The sequence below is a fragment of the Haloarcula sp. H-GB4 genome (assembly GCF_030848575.1).
GTDB lineage: Archaea > Halobacteriota > Halobacteria > Halobacteriales > Haloarculaceae > Haloarcula.
In genome coordinates this window covers 1,420,875-1,436,622 of the sequence record NZ_JAVDDX010000001.1, presented here as the reverse complement: position 1 = coordinate 1,436,622, position 15,748 = coordinate 1,420,875, and the positions used below count along the sequence as shown (strand labels likewise).

Below are 15,748 nucleotides of genomic sequence, written 5' to 3'. Positions count from 1 at the left end.
CCACCCTGCTCTTTGGTGTGGTAACCGCCTATGAAAATCCTGCACGCCAAACTAGCCACGCTACCGATGAAAAACTTCGGGTGAGCGGTCCGCTCACCCGTAAGCAGAGTTGTGAATCACCAGACGGCAGCCTGAAACAGGTGGTGAAGCCACCGACAGGCGGAGGCCATCTTCACAGCGAAAGCTGGTGCTACACGTCGAATCGAGCCCGGATGCCTGAGCGACCGGTCCGGTCGCTCAGGCACTCACCTCCGGTGGGTCGTATGGCTCCTTACGCGTCAACATGTGGAAGATCGACACGAGCATCTTGCGGGCCGTTGCGACAATCGCTATCTGGTGGTTCTTCCGTTCTTTCAGCCGCGTATAGAAGTTTCCGAGGTACTCGTCACAGCGAACAGCTATGTTCGCACACTGGACGAGGGCCCAGCGCAACGGCGCTGAGCCCTCTTTGCTGATGCCACCACGGATTTCTTTGTCGCCAGATTGGTGAACCGTCGGATCAAGCCCTGCGTAGCTCACGAGCTCTTTGTCTTCATCGAAGCGGTCAATTTCACCGACCTCGGCAACGATCACAGCGGCAGTGTACTGTCCAACTCCCGGAATCGTCAGCAGCCGTTGGGCTGCTGGCGATTCCAGTACCTTCTGTTCGATCGTTTCCTCGATTGTTTCGATCTGCTCGTCGTACGCGTCGATCACCGAGAGGTGTGCTTCGATGATCGTGCGGTCGGCGTCGCTGAGCGAGAGTTCCGCCAAGAACTCTCGTCCGGTCGGGCCGAATAACTCGCTGTCGTAGGTGTTGTCGGTACGAGTGAGGACTGCTCTGACGCGGTTTTTTCAGCAGTCTGCTCTGTTGAATAGAGGGGCGGCGTCAGGTTCATAGAGCTGAGCAGGCGCGTTCGATGTTGTAGATGGCGAATTTAAGAACGCATTCTTTGAACTCACGATACCATGTCTGCGCTCGCACGGTCGCGCCGTGCGAGCGCTTCACCACCGAAAAGCACGTTTCTGCCATCCATCGTTTATTGTACAGAGAGTCGTCTAACCGCGCGTTATGGGCATAATCGTACCATGTGTACAGGCAGTGCCGGACGAGTGGCCGAACGTCGTTGTCTCGGAGCCACTCACGGAAGACGTTCTTGTCGTACCCTTTGTCGGCAGCCAGACTCAGCAGGTCGCCCGCGTTCCGGCGGGCGACCTGCGGCCCAACATCGGTGTCACGTCTCCATTTTGCCGATGGCTGTAAGTCGAGGACTGTCTTAGTTTGTGAATCGACCAATACTGTCGCTTTCAGCGTCTGTATCTCTCGTCCTGACCGCCGGCGGTAGTGGAACGACGGCTGTGTTCGTTCAAAGTATGTGCCGTCGATCGCTGCGTGACCAGAGGTAGGCAGTTGCTGCGCGCTTCGGCGCAGCAACTGCCGCCACACCCACATTTCGAACCGATCAAAGGATTTGCAGAGCGTAGACGGGTCAGGTAAATCATCGGAATCAAGCTCTAATGCGTCACAAATATCGTTCATCAAGCCAACCCGGTCTATGAGCTCTCTGTAGCTGTATTCATCCTCGATACGAATGCAGTGCAGGACAACATGTTTCCAGCGGGCGAACCGCCCCTGGCGGGCTCGCCCGCACCTTTCCCCAACGCTTCTTTGGCCAGCCGTTTACACTCCTGAACGAAGTCGAGGAGTTTGACTTCCATGGACAGAATCAAATTCCTCGGCTTCATCCTTCTAAATCGGTGAAAACGAACGGATTAGTTGCTCTTCAACAGAGCACACCAGTCCGCTTTTCGACTAACGACTTACGCGTCCGGACGAGATCCCGCAGGGTGCGGATCTCGTCCGGTGGGACGTAACTCTCAGCGAGCATGTCCGCTCGGAGCATGTGCGCGAGTTTCTTCGCATCGACGCGATCTGTTTTGACTGTGGCGTCGGCGATAATCCGGTTCTTTGATGGATTCACCAGGGAAACGTCGAGATGCTCGTTGAGCATCTCGTAGATCGGGCGGTAGTTGCCCGATGCTTCGATGGCAGCGTCACCACCAGCGTACTCTTCGGCGAGCTCGTCAAGGCGGTCGTTTGGCAAGCGAATCTCGTCTTGCAGGTTGCCGTCGCCGTCGACGACGGCAACCTGCGAGTACTTCTTGTGGGTGTCAATGCCGAGGTACATGCAACGCCTCCGTTGGGCTGAGCGTGCGTGAATCGGAAAGGCGCCTATGCGTGGTCTGTGGCACAGTATTCTTCTTCCTTCCACGGGCTAGGACCGGTCGTTCTAGCATGCTTTGAAGCATTGGTTCACACTCGGTCTCTGCCAACCCCTGTTGTCTTGATTCACGCGCCAGGGGCTTCAAGGCAGGATTTTCATAGAGTCATTGTATGACACCCTCAACAACTACTATAGTTCGACACTTTTTTCGCTGAAACAGCTGTTAGTTTAAACTGTGCACGTAGCGCTGGAGGGCATCGCCGGACCACACCGTAGAGGGTAAGGAGCCCGGCAGACCAGTCGAAGATCCCTTCAGGGGTAATTCTATCAACGATAATCAGGTTTTTATGCGAAGTAAACCATGTCACACGTATCACACCATGGGTGGGAAGACCTACCAGGCGGACCTAGAACTCGACACTTGGAGGACGCTGAAAAAAGTGAAGACCGAGCTTGTGGCAGAAACGAATCCAGAACTCGTTGACAAGCTCTTGGAGGAGGCTGGATTCGATGGCAAGTGACTCGCTTGGGATCGTGATTCCAGCGTATGACCCGGATATTCTTACGCTGGAGACGTACATCAAGGACATCAAAGAAGAACTCGGTCCCGAGGTCATTCGCATCGAAATTGATGCACCTCGGCAAGCACATGCCGATCGGCTTGAAGAGATTGCCGAGGTGAACGTCTCCACTAAACGGAGAGGGAAGGGTGGAGCGATCATGGAAGGATTCGACGCGCTGGATACGGACATCGTCGCGTTCGCTGATGCCGATGGGTCGGTCCCCGCGACGTCGATCGACGATATCGTTCGCCAGATCAGAGATGGGACTACAGATGTGAGCATCGCTTCACGCCGCCACCCCTCTTCACATATCGTCGCCCACCAAACGATTATTCGCCGGTTCCTTGGGGACGCATTCGCCTTCGCGGCCAGAAAGATACTACCCACACAGTGCCGGGACTATCAGTGTGGCGCGAAGGCTGTTCGCTCGGAAGCCTGGAAGGCGATAGGCCACCACTGCTACGAACCTGGCTTCGCATGGGATCTGGAGTTCGTCTCAGTCGCAGGGTCGCTCGGCTACGAGATCGCGGAGATCCCGATCGAGTGGGAGGACCATCCGGACTCAACAGTCAATCCTATTTCGACGTCGATCGAGTTGGCAACAGCCCTCATCGACGTGAAGCGCCGAACGGATGCAATCGTGACGAGCCCCCGTCACCGAGACGTCACGAAAACAGACCGGTCGAAGCTAATGAAGCTCGGTGACAATGACGACTGAGTCAACGTTGGTGCTACTTGCACATCGTTCGCGGATTGGAAAGTTTATTTCCGTCGGCGTTGTTGGAGCGACTATCGAGACTCTCCTTGTGGCTGTTTTGACTGCAGGATTTGGTATCGGACCAACCGTTGCGAAAGCGATCGGCGCCGAAATATCCATAACGACGATGTTCACAATCAACGATCGCTGGACGTTTGTTGATGAGGGAGAGCTCGGTGTTATTGCATTCGCTCATCGCTGGATACAGTCACATCTTGTCAGGGTAGTGGGTCTCTCAGTTGCATTTACAATCCTCTACCTATTGACCAGTATCTTGCAGTATTCTCTTTCGATCGGTGGGATTGAGCTCTGGCCAACGGTTGCAAACCTCATTGGGATCGGCGTTGGAATGAGCATCAACTATGTTGCTGAGAGTTTGTTTACTTGGGATGTGGTTGGTTGACGATGTCGAGTGAGATAGATGTTCCATCAGTAGAGCGATCACGGTGATAATAATGGACAACATCATAACCCGAATCCAAGAAGAAGTTTCGACTGACTTCCGAGATTCAGAGACTGTGCGAGAATTCATAGAGAGAATTGCCCGTGAAATCGAATACGATGGAGATCACGAAATCGTAATCAGTGCTATTGAAAAACAGAAATTCTCCGCCTACCCAACCCTCAGCACAGCTGAATTAGAAGGGGTAGAAGATTTCGTCCAAGCAATAGTGCAAGCGGATTTCTCAGGGGATGCGAATCAGTCAAGTTCAGATGATACTCCGGGCGTAAAAAAAAACCATGCACCCCCCTCTACTGACACCAGTTCGCGAAACACCGAACCTGTCGATTCTAAGGAAAGCACTGAGAGAAACCCCCAACAGCCCTCTTTTGCAGACCGAGGATCTTCGAGAAAGACGGAGTATGTATCCGACGATCTCCCTCTCAGAGTATCGCTCCCGAGGCCAGTAGCCCAACTTGATACTCGCCTGCGCGACAACATTCGGAAACCGTATTTAGGCAATCTGTGGTGGATTATCGGTATTGCTATCATCGGTGCTTATGTATATCTGTCATATCTGGGTCACCGCCCACTTGTAAGATGGGACGAAAGTATCTACGCGAACGTTGCCCGGAATATGGTTCAGAATGACCGTTGGGTGATTCCACATGTCTATATCCACCCCCAGAGGCCAGGCTTTGAGCTCCGGGCATTTCTCGAAAAACCACCATTGGTATTCTGGCTCCAGGGTATTTCGGTATCCATATTCGGGATTACCAGATTTGCCATCAGGCTTCCTATAGCTATTTTTGCCATCCTTTCTGGTTTGATAACATATAGATTTGGTGAACAATTATTTGACCGTCCTGCTGGGGTGGCTTCAGCCTGTGTGCTGTTCACGATACCGATGATTTACGCCCAGAATCACGGCGGCCGGACTGGAAGCACTGACGTGCCATTGCTCTTCTTCGGTTCTCTATTTGTGTATTTGACATGGACAGCCTTGGACAACGATCGTCCAGAGCTCCTGCCGTACGTAGGCTTGGTTGCCGGGCTTGCGTTACTCACAAAAGGGTTTCATGCAGGAATATTCGTCATTGCGGTCATACCGGTTGTTTTCTATCATTCCCACACTTTCATGTCAAGGGAACTTGTACCGATGGTGGGAATAACAGCTGGGATCACACTCCCTTGGACATTGTATGCTTGGTTTCGATATGGGCATCAGTTTGTCCATGAAATATTTTTGCAACAGGTTGTGCAACGAGCGACTGGTGAAACGTTGATAGACCAATCTGGAACGACGTTCTCTTTCATGCAATATCCTTACTTCCAGACCTTCCCTGACCAAATTGGAGTATGGTTTTACTTTCTGTTCCCAGCTGCTGCCGTTGCTCTTATTCGAGGATGGCAGAAGCAGTCGATCAAAAAACCCTTGTTCTTGATATGGTGGTCAGTGGTAACGTTTGGGTTCTTTGTCTTTACTGGAAACCACGCTTGGTATATCATGCCGATGTTCGTACCCTGCTCCTTGATAATTGGTGTGGCAATCAGCGGGGCACTGGAGCATGATCCGGTCGCTCTCGTCGGTATTGGAATGAGCGTTTTAGCGGCGATTATCACGGTGGGTCTAACACTCAAATCGGTCGTAATAACTGCAGCCGCTATGCTGGTTGTCGCACTGCCCGTAGCCGATCAACTTGCCAAATCACAATGGCGCCATGATGACTACGAGATCGGCCGTCGAATTGTCCCTATGCTCCTAGCAGCCCTAATCGTTGCAAGTTTGGTTGGTTCAGTTCCCTTGGGTACTGGTGGTCCCTCTTATAGTGGGGAAGAAAAATTAGGACAGTCCGCTGCCAAAGAAGTCCCGGAGGGTGTGCCTGTAGCTGTTGAACCTCGAATGGGGAAGATCTGGATCTTTTCATTTTTCGCACAGAGACCGATAACTGATGGACCACCATCAGCCCTTGAGGGGGACGACGACATCCAATTCGCCCTTGTGACAAATGAGACAAGTGCAAACTTAACAAGAAATTTTTCGATTATGGCTGAGCATAGAGACGTTAAATTAATAGAATTTAGATAGAAACTGAGTCTTAAAAATTTCCACGTCACCACCGCTTACTCAACTGGTCTAAGACTCACTCTTGATTTTATTTTAGTTCCTTGATGTATTTGGCTCTGTAGTTTCGCTAGACGGAACCGCTGCGACCGCGTTATTGCCGTGGAAAGCGAAGAGACAGAGTGTTGTGGTATCGGGATTCTGTCTCTTCACCCGTGTTACGGTGGTTAAGACTAAGTCAGTTGTCGATAACCCGGATGAACCCGCCGACTGAAGGGGGCAGCGGGTTCGTTGAATGACCGATATTGACGATTCATGCGCTCCGTATCGAATTGATAAAATCTCACCGCGTAATATTTAAAATGTTTGACACAGTACATTTCTTCGAGATCGTTTCGGGCGAGCGCCGGCGTCCACGCCAGTGCGCCAATACTGACCTCTTCAGGGGTTCGTGAACGGTTTCCTCAAATTCTTCTTGCTGTGCTTCTGAGATTTTTCGTCTTCTCCCATTTCGCTCCCTAAGGATGTTATAAAAAGGATATCGAAACCAATGAATTCATTAATAACGGAAGACATGTATTACTATATTCATGAGTGTTGAGACCCCAAACGTGCTTTGTATATCTGTAGATAGCTTCCGACGTGATTTTTCCTCTGTATATAACGATTCTGAAAATACTACACCTTTTCTCAAAGAATTTGGAGAACAGAGTGCTGTCTATAACAATGCGATCAGTCCCTCTTGTTGGACACTACAAGTTCATGGTTCAGTTTTCACGGGATTATATCCGCCAGAACATTCTGTTCTAGATGAAGGAGATGTTCTTGGGAATCACCCGACTTTTGCTGAAATATTGAACGAAGAAGGATACAACACTCAATCATTCGGCCATAATGGATGGCTTGAGGCCGGCGGAATTCTGCGTGGGTTTGATCATACTTCCACTGAACCAGTTTTTAATTCGAAGCCTGAAGCGATCCTAGAACTCCTGCGTCAAACTAGGAGAGGAGAACCATTTGCTTCCTGGATCTTACAGAGGGACAATTGGACAATAGAAAACTTTTCACAGTCCATAGGTCAGACTCAATCTCCCTTTTGTCATTTTATCCATTTAAACGGTGCACATTGGCCATATGCACCCCAATCTCCACATTACAAGCAATTCACAAGTAAGACACTCCTGGGTGTGAACCTGAATATCATCCGGCAGAGGTCGATTTACGACAAGCGAGGAGAAATGTATGTTGGCGATTATAAACCGAGTACAGGGGATTTGAAGACGATTAAAGATCTATATCGTGGGTGTCTACGAAATATCGATCAATATGTAGAATCAATTATTGAGATTTTGAAAGCAGAAGACGTTTACGACAACACGATTATTGTGATATTTGGTGATCATGGAGATAACTTTGGAGAAGATAATATACTAGGTCACCAGTTTTCTGTTGCAGATTCACTAATCCGTGTTCCATTGATAATCCATGATCCCACCGACAGAATCAAAAACGGAGTCTTTAGTGATATTGTCCAGTTGAATGACCTCTACGAGACCATTATTGGTTTAACTGGGGCCGATAGCCCAGATACAAATAGTATTGATATTCGAACGGAAACACGCGATACAGCATATACGTACTATAGTGCCTCTACCTCCTTTATAAATAAAATATCAGAAGATATAGACCGGGACCGGCTCCCTCCAAAAAAGCAATTTGTAGCATGGCAATCACCGGATGACAAATTAATCTACTATCCTGACGAGGAAGAATACGCTGGCCCTGGATATGACTGTGATGAGCTTCAAGACTCACTTATGCAACATCAAAGGCAATTACAACGTATTAAACAACAAAAATCAGAAACTTTGAGTGACGATATTAAAGAAAATTTGGAGCAGATGGGGTATCTGTAACTACGGAACTCTCATTCAACCACTTTTCTACACTCATGGAGAATATGATCTGTTACCGCCTTCCAAGAATGCTGATCAACCACCATGTTTCTCCCATCTGTGTTTGTTGAACACCCGATTAGGGTATCAACTACCTTGCTAGCTAATACTTCATTTGATTCGTATTGGAAACGGTGCACTCCCGGCAAACCGTCCATTTCTTCTAATCCATCATCATTCACGACAATCACTTCCCGTCCACAGGCTAAGTATTCGTAGATCTTGAGCGGCGATGCTTTTCGTGACTTAGCAAATGGACCCAGACAAATGTCACTCTCATTAATCAGCTCCGGGACTTTGTCGTGAGACACCCTACCAACAAATGTGACGCTATCTTTGATGCCTTCCGCCCTCGCTGTTTCGGTAAGGGCAGCTATTCTTTTTTTGGTACCGCCAACAACCACAAATTCAATGTCCTTCTTTATTAGAGAGAGGACTCGGATCATCTTCTCGATGTTTTGCCACTCCTGTAGTCCACCAACGTAACACAAGGTGTATGGTTCGCTTGGTGATACAGAAGTAGATATATCGAATTTATTGATATTAACACCATTTGAGACAGTGACCGTTTGATAACCGGAATTTTCTGATAATAAATAGTTTTCCACACTCTTAGAGACAGCAATAATCCTCTTCGCGTGATTTCTTTTTACAGCACGTATTGTGTGGAATGATTTGTTTCTAGCCGTACTAACTATTGAATTCTGGCCCTCATTTTCTGGAACCCCATTCGCTTCGACAACTAGAGGGGTGTCACTGAGAACACTCATCAATAGTGGCGCAAAATATGGCGAATCTCTGGTGTATATGAGGTCTATATTGTTCTGTCGGATAACATTGGAGAAATATATTGCTTGATAGAATTCGCCCGTTGTCTGTCGCAGTATTGAGTTTGTGTGGCCTAATTCAATGATGTTCGGATCACCATCAAATAGGCTTGGGGGTGCATTGCCAATGGCAAACGTGGCTGTTACCCCTTCGTTAGACTTTACATTAGATATGAACTCACGAAGATGGACTTTTCTTCCAAACTGTTCGTTGGCGGAAAAGTCAATCCCTGGAAAATATCCAAGAATATTCATATTCGTCGTACACTGGTCGGTAAAATAAAATTATCCTCATGGAGTGTACTTTGAAGCCACACTGTGATTGTTTTCACCAAGATGCTAGTTTATCACCGGAACATATATAAACCAATTGGAACATGGCTTGCCGAGATGGCAGACAACGAGAGAGGGTGTCATAGAAGAGTTCTCACACCGTGATGATCGTGCTCCCTGGATTGTCTCCGCGTTCGTAGTTGGTGATTGCGACGACGAGGCAAAGGCATAGAGCGAGAATGTACTCGTGTGTGGACGCGGCCTCAGGCGTGCGTTCGCCCGAGGCCACAGTCCTTAATTGATTTGCTGGTTCGTTCAACTCCTGTCCGGCGGTTGTACGTCTCGTCTAGCGTCGATTGCTTCAGTTGTACGTCCTCGCTGTGTTCGTCGATGCGGTCTTCGACCCTGTACTCGACGTCTTTTGGATCGTCGGTGTTTCGCGCGTTGTATGGGGCGACTGGCACGACCCGTGCGGCCAGCAGGTGGTCGTGCAGTCGAGCGTGTCATAAGCGCTATCACCGACCATCCACATCGGTTTGGCGACGGCGAGCGCGTCACTCGTGACGCGCATCGCCGTCTCTTCTGGCGCTTGCTTGCTCTCGGTGAACTCCGTTGCTATCGGGATCTTTGATCCGGTCAAGGCGATCGTGCAGCCGTATCTGTGGTAGTACTCTTCGGCGGTTGGATCGTAGCACTTCGAGGCGTCTTGGTCGGCGGGCATCGCCCTCACATCGGTCGAATCGATACAGTAGGTCAAGTCGAACAGGCCGCGGCTGGCGACCTGCTTGACGAGCCGGTCGAAGACCCCGTCAACAACGTGTTCGAGGTCAGTGAGGAAGCGATCGACCGCGTCTCTCGACGGCGGTCGATCGAACCCACAGCTCAGCCAGACGACCGTGTTCTGAAGTTCGCGTTCAATGGGACGAATCCCATAGATGTCGTGGTAGTAGCAATGGAGGAACCCACGCATCAACTCTGGTGGTTCGTGCTCTCGTGTTCGCCCCGTCTGGGCCGGGGCGAACACGTTGAACTTGTCGAGAAACTCGAAGGAGAGATACTCAAACAGCGCAAGCGTCTCTGTCTCTACGACATTGAAGAATGAGTCTACCGAAGGGTGATTTTGCAGGGTGCTGGGCTCATACCACCTCAGCGTTCACCCTGCTTGTTGGTGTGGTAACCGTTCTATGACACCCTCTCTTATAATGCAAACTGTCTGAATCAGATGTGAAAATGCCAAATCTCGCTTCGATGAGTGGTCGATCTACCACATTTCACGGTCATACTCGTAGTCTAGCAGTCCGAGCGGTCAGTTGTACTGGGGCCGCAGCAGGGCCTACACGAGCGAGTGATCACAGTAGCGTACGAAAAAAATATTTCCTGCTGGTTCGCTTTATCAATTATGACGGTTGAGTAGTGCCCCGATGCAAATTATTTTTGTTTCAATCACACAGAATTGATACTCGATGGTTACAGATGCAAAATAAATATTTTGACTCTCAGATACGTCAAATATTGTGTCGCCTGTATTTATATCTATCCAATTATACAATGTCAACCATGCTTAGAAATGTGATTAAGCAAGTATATTCGTCAAAAATAACCCGAGAAATTTATGCACTATATTTACTACCGTGGATGGCTGTTACTTCGTACCATCCTGTCGGAACTAATGTGTTCGATCTAGAGTGGGACGTACTGATCGTACTCGATGCCTGTCGCGTTGACGCTATGCGAACAGTCGCACCGGAATACGAATTCATTGATGAGGTTGAAGCGGTGTACTCCGTAGGAAGCACCTCAAAGGAATGGATGGTCAATACCTTCACAGAAGAGCATCGGACTCAAATAAATCGAACAACCCAGATCTCCTCTAATGCGTGGGTCGACTCAGTTTTAACTGAGGATGTTGATTTCGGATTTTGGTCACCGACACGGGGGTCTTTTCTCGAATCTCATCCCATATTCGCGAATCTGATGTCCAGACCGACTTTGACAAAAGACGACTTTGCGGAATTTAAATCTCTCTCGCATCTCAACGAAGAGTACGGAGTTGTCCCGGCTGAAACGGTGACTGACCATGCTATCGACACTGGGCGGAAATCATCCCCTGAGAAGATGCTCGTCCATTACATGCAGCCTCACGCGCCGTATCTAAGAAACACAACCCAGAACGGTCAAGAGATAACCTCTACCGAGAAAGACCCTTTCGGAGAACTTCGATCACAAGGAAACAAAGCCGAGATCTTCGAGCTATACCTAGACAACTTACGATATGTTCTGGATAGTGTGGAGTTGCTCCTAAACAACCTTGATCGTGAGCGAGTTCTTATCACTGCAGATCATGGTGAATTGTTTGGAGAGTTTGGTATTAGTAATCATATTGCGGGTGTCCCACATCCGAATCTTAAAAAAGTACCTCTGGTAGAAACGAGCGCCACAGACAATCAAACCTACGTGCCCGATACTTCGGATGAGGTAATTCAGGACTCATCTGTAGAGGACCGATTAGCGGATCTCGGCTATTTATAGCGTATCACACAAAAGTATTCCATATCACTGTAATATCATTCACTCAAGCTTTTTGTGATGCCACACTGGACTTCCGATAATGACTGACACGGCTCAGACGATTCTTATTGGACTGGATGGATTAGGATTCGAGGAGATCGATCCGTGGCTACGTGATGATTCCCTCGAAACCGTCTATTCGCTATTGAAAAGCGGTGCTCGATCAGGATTCGAAAGCACCCATCCCCCCTGGACCCCCTGCGCGTGGCCCTCTTTCCTCAGCGGCCGTAACCCCGGAAGCCACGGTGTGTTCGACTTCTTTACGAACGACGGCTACGAGAAGTCCCTCATCGATCGACCCGCCGTCGACGCCCCGTATCTCTTCGAAACCGCCGCGGAAGCTGGGAAGACGCCGATCGCGATCAACTACCCCGTCACGCATCCTGCTCCCGAGCTCGAACGTGGCGCCGTCGTCCCCGGCTATCTGGCCACCGAAGACGTCGAGTTCTCGCCCCCCGAACTCCGAGACGAGTACGAGTCCGAGCACGGCGAGTATCGGATCTACCCCTCGTACGGCACTGACGACGATCCGGTCGCGGAGTACACGGAGGTCGCCCGTCACCGCCGTGACATGGCCCGCTTCCTCGACGAGCGCTACGACTGGGACCTAATGGCGGTCCAGTTCCAGGTCACCGACTCGATCTTCCACGACCTCGACGACCGCGACCAGATCCGACGGGTGCTCGAAAATGTCGACGAGTTCGTCGGCGACATCATCGATCTCGGCGGGGAGGACCCGCTGGTCCTCATCGCCTCGGACCACGGGATGGGCGACTACGACTGGACGTTCTACGTGAACTCGTGGCTCGCCGAGCACGGCTACGTGGAGACGACCACGGGCGAGGAGCAGTACTTCCGGCAGGCGAAAGACGACCTAAAAGGAGAGACAGCCGACGAAGACGGCTCCACTCCTGTCGCGTCCGTCGCCGATACGACGGTCTTGGCGCTCTCGACGGTCGGACTCTCTCCGCGTAAGATCCACCGGCTGCTCGGAACGGTCGGGCTTGACAAGGCCGTCGAACGAGTGCTCCCCGAGGACTTCCTCGTCGCCGCGCAGAATCAGGTCGTCGACCACGAGAACTCGACCGCCTACCAGCTTCTGTTCAACAGTCTCGGCGTCCATCTCAACGTCGAGGGACGCGACCCACACGGAGTCGTTCCCCAGAGCGACTACGAGGACGTTCGCTCCGAGCTTATCGAGGAGCTCGAAGCGGTCCGTGATCCGGACGGCGAACTCGTCTTCGACGCGGTGAAGCCGCGCGAAGAGGTCTACGAGGGGAAGCACCTCGACGATGCGCCGGATATCGCCCTGTTCCCCCGCGACTACCGCTACGACGTGAGCGGGTCCATCCTCGACACCTTCCGTCGATACCCCCACAAGAACCACAAGCCGGAAGGTATCTTGATCGCCAACCGACCGCTCGATACCGGCGATCAGGCCGAGATCTACGACATCGCGCCGACCGTCGCGGCCGAGCTCGGGATCCCAGTCGACAGCAGCACGGACGGAAAGGTCCTCACGGACACCGAAGAGACGGTCGAACGCCGCGATTGGGACGAGCTCGTCGACGACTACGCCGACACCTCGTCACAAGAAGACACGTCGAGCGTCGAGGACCGCCTCGCCGACCTCGGCTACATGGAGTAACCACAACAAAAGACCGGCTCAGCGGTCCGACGTGATATCCTGATAAATCCGATTCGTTCGGTCCGCGACGCCTTCCCATGAGTACTCGTCGCTGACCAACTCGTACGCGTTCGCGGCCCACGCCCTGCTCTCTTCCGGATTGTCTAGCGCGTACCGGATCGCCTCGCGGAGTTCTTGAGGAGACTCCGAGGGAACGAGGTAACCCGTCTCCTCGTGTTCGACGAACTCGCCGATCCCTTCAACGTCGCTCGTTATCACCGGAACCTCGCCGGCCCACGCTTCGAGTAGCGTCAACGGATGGCCCTCCCACACGGACGGGAGGACGAACAGCCGTGCCCGACGGTAGTACCGCGGGATCGCCTCGTCAGAAACGCGCCCCTCGAAGTGAATTCGGTCGCTGACCGCGGTCTGTGCCGCTTGTGCTTTGAGTTCGTCTCCCTTCGGGCCGGTCCCGACGATGACGAGGTCGGTCTCAGGAATCTCGTCGGCGATCCGAGCGAACGCGTCGATGAGATCGCTCACCCGCTTTTTCGGTGCGAGTCGTCCGAGAAAGAGTATCTCGTCGCGTCGATCGACATCGACATCGAACCGTTCGAGATTGACGCCGTTCGGGACACACGAGAGGTCCTCGTGGTGATCGCCGAGCAGGTCCAAGTGCTCCGTATTGACCGAGATGACGTGATCGTAGTCGAAGTTGAGGACGAAGAGCCGTTCCAGCCGCCGCTTGATGCCTGCGAGCGCGGACTCATCGCGCCCGACTCCGGAGTTCAACGCGGTCCCGTGAACGGTGAAGACGGTCGCCGCGTCAGTGAATGTTCCCGCGGTCCGTGTTGGGACCGCCGGGAGGAACGTGTGGCCGTGAACAATATCGAACTCTTCGGTGAGGAGGTGTGGAATCGGGGTGCCCAGCGACGCGACCCGCCCGATCGGGTTCCAGTACTCCGTCGACGGCTTCAGTCGATGGACGCGAACCTTACCGTTGGCAAACGTTTCGGTCTTCGTGTGAGAGGAACCGTCCTTCTTCAGCGCCCGGGTGTAGATATCGATGGTGTGGTCAAATCGCTCTGCAAGCGCCACTGAAAGCTCCTTCACGTGAACCGGTCCACCACCCGTTCGTGGCCACCAGTCGTCTTGGATCATCGCGATCCGAAGCGACTCACTCATTTATACCCCAACGCGTCCAGCCGCCGTTCGATCTCTTCGTCGACCTCCTCATCATCCTCGACCGACTCGCCGTTCTCGACACGGACCCGCTCGTCGACGTGAGCTTCTAACTCCTCACGCAAGGCCGACCCCGCACACTCCCCGAACTCGATCGTCCCCGACTCCCGATCGCGCTCGCAGAAACACGCACCCTCCGCGGTCCGCGACGCGTACCGCCGGAGGTGGCCGTGCTCGTCCTCGCCGCGCGCCTGACTGAAGACCGTCCGGTCGTCCGGGAGCGTCCCGAGCAGCGAGACGCCGTCGCCCGTTGCCTCGCTGCCGACCGCCGCCTCGATTGTCGCGCCCACGTCTAGCGTACTCGCGGGTGTCTCAACTTCTTCCGCGGCCCCACCGGGCGGACGCACGATCAGGGGTACCCGCGTGATCTCGTCGTGGAGGTACCGCGGGTGTTCGTAGTAGCCGTGCTCGCCGAAGGCGTCGCCGTGGTCTGCGGTGACGATCAAAAGCGACTCCTCCAACAGATCGCGCTCCCGGAGCGCCGCCAGGAACTCGCCGATCCGCGCGTCGTTGTACCGGATCTCGGCGTCGTACAAGTCGATCAGCAGCTCGCGTTCCGCGTCCGTGATCGACTCAGGATCGTCGATCGCGCGCTGGTACAGCTTTTGCGCCTCTCGCCCGGACACCTCCCGGTCCGCGTACCGCGTCGCGTACTCGCCCGGCGGCTCGTACGGCCCGTGGGTGTCCATGTAGTGGTTCCACAGGAAGAACGACCTACCACTATCCAGAGAGTCAAGCCACTCCAACGATCGCTCGTTGATCTCGTCGGCCCGCGCGTAGTGGCGGTTCCGCAGCTTGTCGAGCGCCCGCTGAGCCAGCGCGACCAGTTTGTGCTGGCCGAGATGGAGGTCGTCGTCGAAATGGTCGAACCCCTCGTCGAAGCCGTAGGCCCGCGAGACGAACGGGTTCGAGTGGAACCCGGCCGTCGCGAAGCCCGCCTCCGAGAGCGTCGACGCCACCGACTCCGTCGCGAGCCGATACCCGTCGTCTATCGCGATATCTGGGTACTCGCCCGTCAACAGCGCGGGCACCGCCTCGCGGGTGTGCGAACTCGCGCTGTACGCGTTCCCGAACCGAATCGACTCATCAGCCAGCTCGTCGAGCACGGGCGAGGTCTTGCGGTGATAACCGTACGAGGAGAGGTGGTCCGCACGGAGCGCGTCCGCCGAGAGGAGGATGACGTGTTTCCAGTCCCGATCCGTCATTACTGAGATGGAATCAGTAG

11 protein-coding genes and 5 pseudogenes are annotated in these 15,748 nt (G+C 52.8%); 8 read left to right on the top strand and 8 right to left on the bottom strand.

Annotated elements, in window-relative coordinates:
- Nucleotides 1-237 precede the first annotated feature (237 nt).
- The 3 genes and pseudogenes from RBH20_RS07365 to RBH20_RS07355 form a co-directional block, all read right to left on the bottom strand.
- Nucleotides 238-822, bottom strand: a pseudogene (locus tag RBH20_RS07365) (IS110 family transposase); the annotation flags it as partial.
- A 52-nt stretch (nt 823-874) separates the two neighbouring features.
- A pseudogene (locus RBH20_RS07360) lies at nt 875-1,698 on the bottom strand (IS5 family transposase).
- 65 nt (nt 1,699-1,763) lie between these two features.
- The gene (locus RBH20_RS07355; RefSeq protein WP_306707003.1) at nt 1,764-2,168 is read right to left on the bottom strand and encodes a transposase; all 405 of its coding nucleotides are present in this window, start codon (nt 2,166-2,168) and stop codon (nt 1,764-1,766) included.
- A gap of 416 nt (nt 2,169-2,584) precedes the next feature.
- Here RBH20_RS07355 and RBH20_RS07350 point away from each other — a divergent pair, with 416 nt between their 5' ends.
- From RBH20_RS07350 to RBH20_RS07330, 5 genes and pseudogenes are all read left to right on the top strand, one after another.
- Complete coding sequence (locus tag RBH20_RS07350; protein ID WP_306707001.1) at nt 2,585-2,725, top strand: hypothetical protein; 141 nt, start codon at nt 2,585-2,587, stop codon at nt 2,723-2,725.
- A complete protein-coding gene (locus RBH20_RS07345) occupies nt 2,715-3,485 on the top strand; it encodes a glycosyltransferase (protein WP_306706999.1) in 771 nt (256 codons plus the stop codon). Before RBH20_RS07350 ends, RBH20_RS07345 begins: the two co-directional genes overlap by 11 nt.
- The gene (locus tag RBH20_RS07340; protein WP_306706997.1) at nt 3,475-3,927 is read left to right on the top strand and encodes a GtrA family protein; all 453 of its coding nucleotides are present in this window, start codon (nt 3,475-3,477) and stop codon (nt 3,925-3,927) included. The genes RBH20_RS07345 and RBH20_RS07340 overlap by 11 nt, the downstream gene beginning before the upstream one ends.
- Nucleotides 3,928-3,979: 52 nt before the next feature.
- The gene (locus RBH20_RS07335; protein WP_306706995.1) at nt 3,980-6,055 is read left to right on the top strand and encodes a glycosyltransferase family 39 protein; all 2,076 of its coding nucleotides are present in this window, start codon (nt 3,980-3,982) and stop codon (nt 6,053-6,055) included.
- A 163-nt stretch (nt 6,056-6,218) separates the two neighbouring features.
- A pseudogene (locus RBH20_RS07330) lies at nt 6,219-6,327 on the top strand (IS5/IS1182 family transposase); the annotation flags it as partial.
- A gap of 66 nt (nt 6,328-6,393) precedes the next feature.
- Here RBH20_RS07330 and RBH20_RS07325 read toward each other — a convergent pair.
- Nucleotides 6,394-6,545 (bottom strand): annotated as a pseudogene (locus tag RBH20_RS07325) (IS630 family transposase); the annotation flags it as partial.
- A gap of 76 nt (nt 6,546-6,621) precedes the next feature.
- Between RBH20_RS07325 and RBH20_RS07320 the strand changes: the two are divergent.
- Nucleotides 6,622-7,947: a sulfatase gene (locus tag RBH20_RS07320; protein ID WP_306706993.1), complete on the top strand. Its 1,326-nt coding sequence runs from the start codon at nt 6,622-6,624 to the stop codon at nt 7,945-7,947.
- 11 nt (nt 7,948-7,958) lie between these two features.
- Here RBH20_RS07320 and RBH20_RS07315 read toward each other — a convergent pair whose 3' ends face one another.
- Together RBH20_RS07315 and RBH20_RS07310 are read right to left on the bottom strand one after the other, a co-directional pair.
- Nucleotides 7,959-9,068: a glycosyltransferase gene (locus RBH20_RS07315; RefSeq protein ID WP_306706991.1), complete on the bottom strand. Its 1,110-nt coding sequence runs from the start codon at nt 9,066-9,068 to the stop codon at nt 7,959-7,961.
- Nucleotides 9,069-9,240: 172 nt separating this feature from the next.
- A pseudogene (locus tag RBH20_RS07310) lies at nt 9,241-10,236 on the bottom strand (transposase).
- A gap of 578 nt (nt 10,237-10,814) precedes the next feature.
- Here RBH20_RS07310 and RBH20_RS07305 point away from each other — a divergent pair.
- Nucleotides 10,815-11,615: a sulfatase-like hydrolase/transferase gene (locus RBH20_RS07305; protein WP_306706989.1), complete on the top strand. Its 801-nt coding sequence runs from the start codon at nt 10,815-10,817 to the stop codon at nt 11,613-11,615.
- 79 nt (nt 11,616-11,694) lie between these two features.
- Nucleotides 11,695-13,302: an alkaline phosphatase family protein gene (locus RBH20_RS07300; protein ID WP_306706987.1), complete on the top strand. Its 1,608-nt coding sequence runs from the start codon at nt 11,695-11,697 to the stop codon at nt 13,300-13,302.
- A gap of 18 nt (nt 13,303-13,320) precedes the next feature.
- Here the strand turns inward: RBH20_RS07300 and RBH20_RS07295 are convergent, their stop codons facing one another.
- Nucleotides 13,321-14,466 carry a glycosyltransferase family 4 protein gene (locus RBH20_RS07295; RefSeq protein WP_306706985.1) on the bottom strand — a complete coding sequence of 382 codons (1,146 nt, stop codon included), beginning with the start codon at nt 14,464-14,466 and terminating at the stop codon, nt 13,321-13,323.
- A complete protein-coding gene (locus RBH20_RS07290) occupies nt 14,463-15,728 on the bottom strand; it encodes a sulfatase (protein WP_306706983.1) in 1,266 nt (421 codons plus the stop codon). The genes RBH20_RS07295 and RBH20_RS07290 overlap by 4 nt, the downstream gene beginning before the upstream one ends.
- Nucleotides 15,729-15,748 lie beyond the last annotated feature (20 nt).

Bases quoted from the DNA above. Each gene is read 5' to 3' on its own strand.
- RBH20_RS07340 (WP_306706997.1), top strand. From the start codon at position 3,475: ATGACGACTGAGTCAACGTTGGTGCTACTTGCACATCGTTCGCGGATT.
- RBH20_RS07295 (WP_306706985.1), bottom strand. From the start codon at position 14,466: ATGAGTGAGTCGCTTCGGATCGCGATGATCCAAGACGACTGGTGGCCA.
- RBH20_RS07315 (WP_306706991.1), bottom strand. From the start codon at position 9,068: ATGAATATTCTTGGATATTTTCCAGGGATTGACTTTTCCGCCAACGAA.
- RBH20_RS07355 (WP_306707003.1), bottom strand. From the start codon at position 2,168: ATGTACCTCGGCATTGACACCCACAAGAAGTACTCGCAGGTTGCCGTC.
- RBH20_RS07335 (WP_306706995.1), top strand. From the start codon at position 3,980: ATGGACAACATCATAACCCGAATCCAAGAAGAAGTTTCGACTGACTTC.
- RBH20_RS07305 (WP_306706989.1), top strand. From the start codon at position 10,815: ATGCGAACAGTCGCACCGGAATACGAATTCATTGATGAGGTTGAAGCG.
- RBH20_RS07350 (WP_306707001.1), top strand. From the start codon at position 2,585: ATGGGTGGGAAGACCTACCAGGCGGACCTAGAACTCGACACTTGGAGG.
- RBH20_RS07320 (WP_306706993.1), top strand. From the start codon at position 6,622: ATGAGTGTTGAGACCCCAAACGTGCTTTGTATATCTGTAGATAGCTTC.
- RBH20_RS07290 (WP_306706983.1), bottom strand. From the start codon at position 15,728: ATGACGGATCGGGACTGGAAACACGTCATCCTCCTCTCGGCGGACGCG.
- RBH20_RS07345 (WP_306706999.1), top strand. From the start codon at position 2,715: ATGGCAAGTGACTCGCTTGGGATCGTGATTCCAGCGTATGACCCGGAT.
- RBH20_RS07300 (WP_306706987.1), top strand. From the start codon at position 11,695: ATGACTGACACGGCTCAGACGATTCTTATTGGACTGGATGGATTAGGA.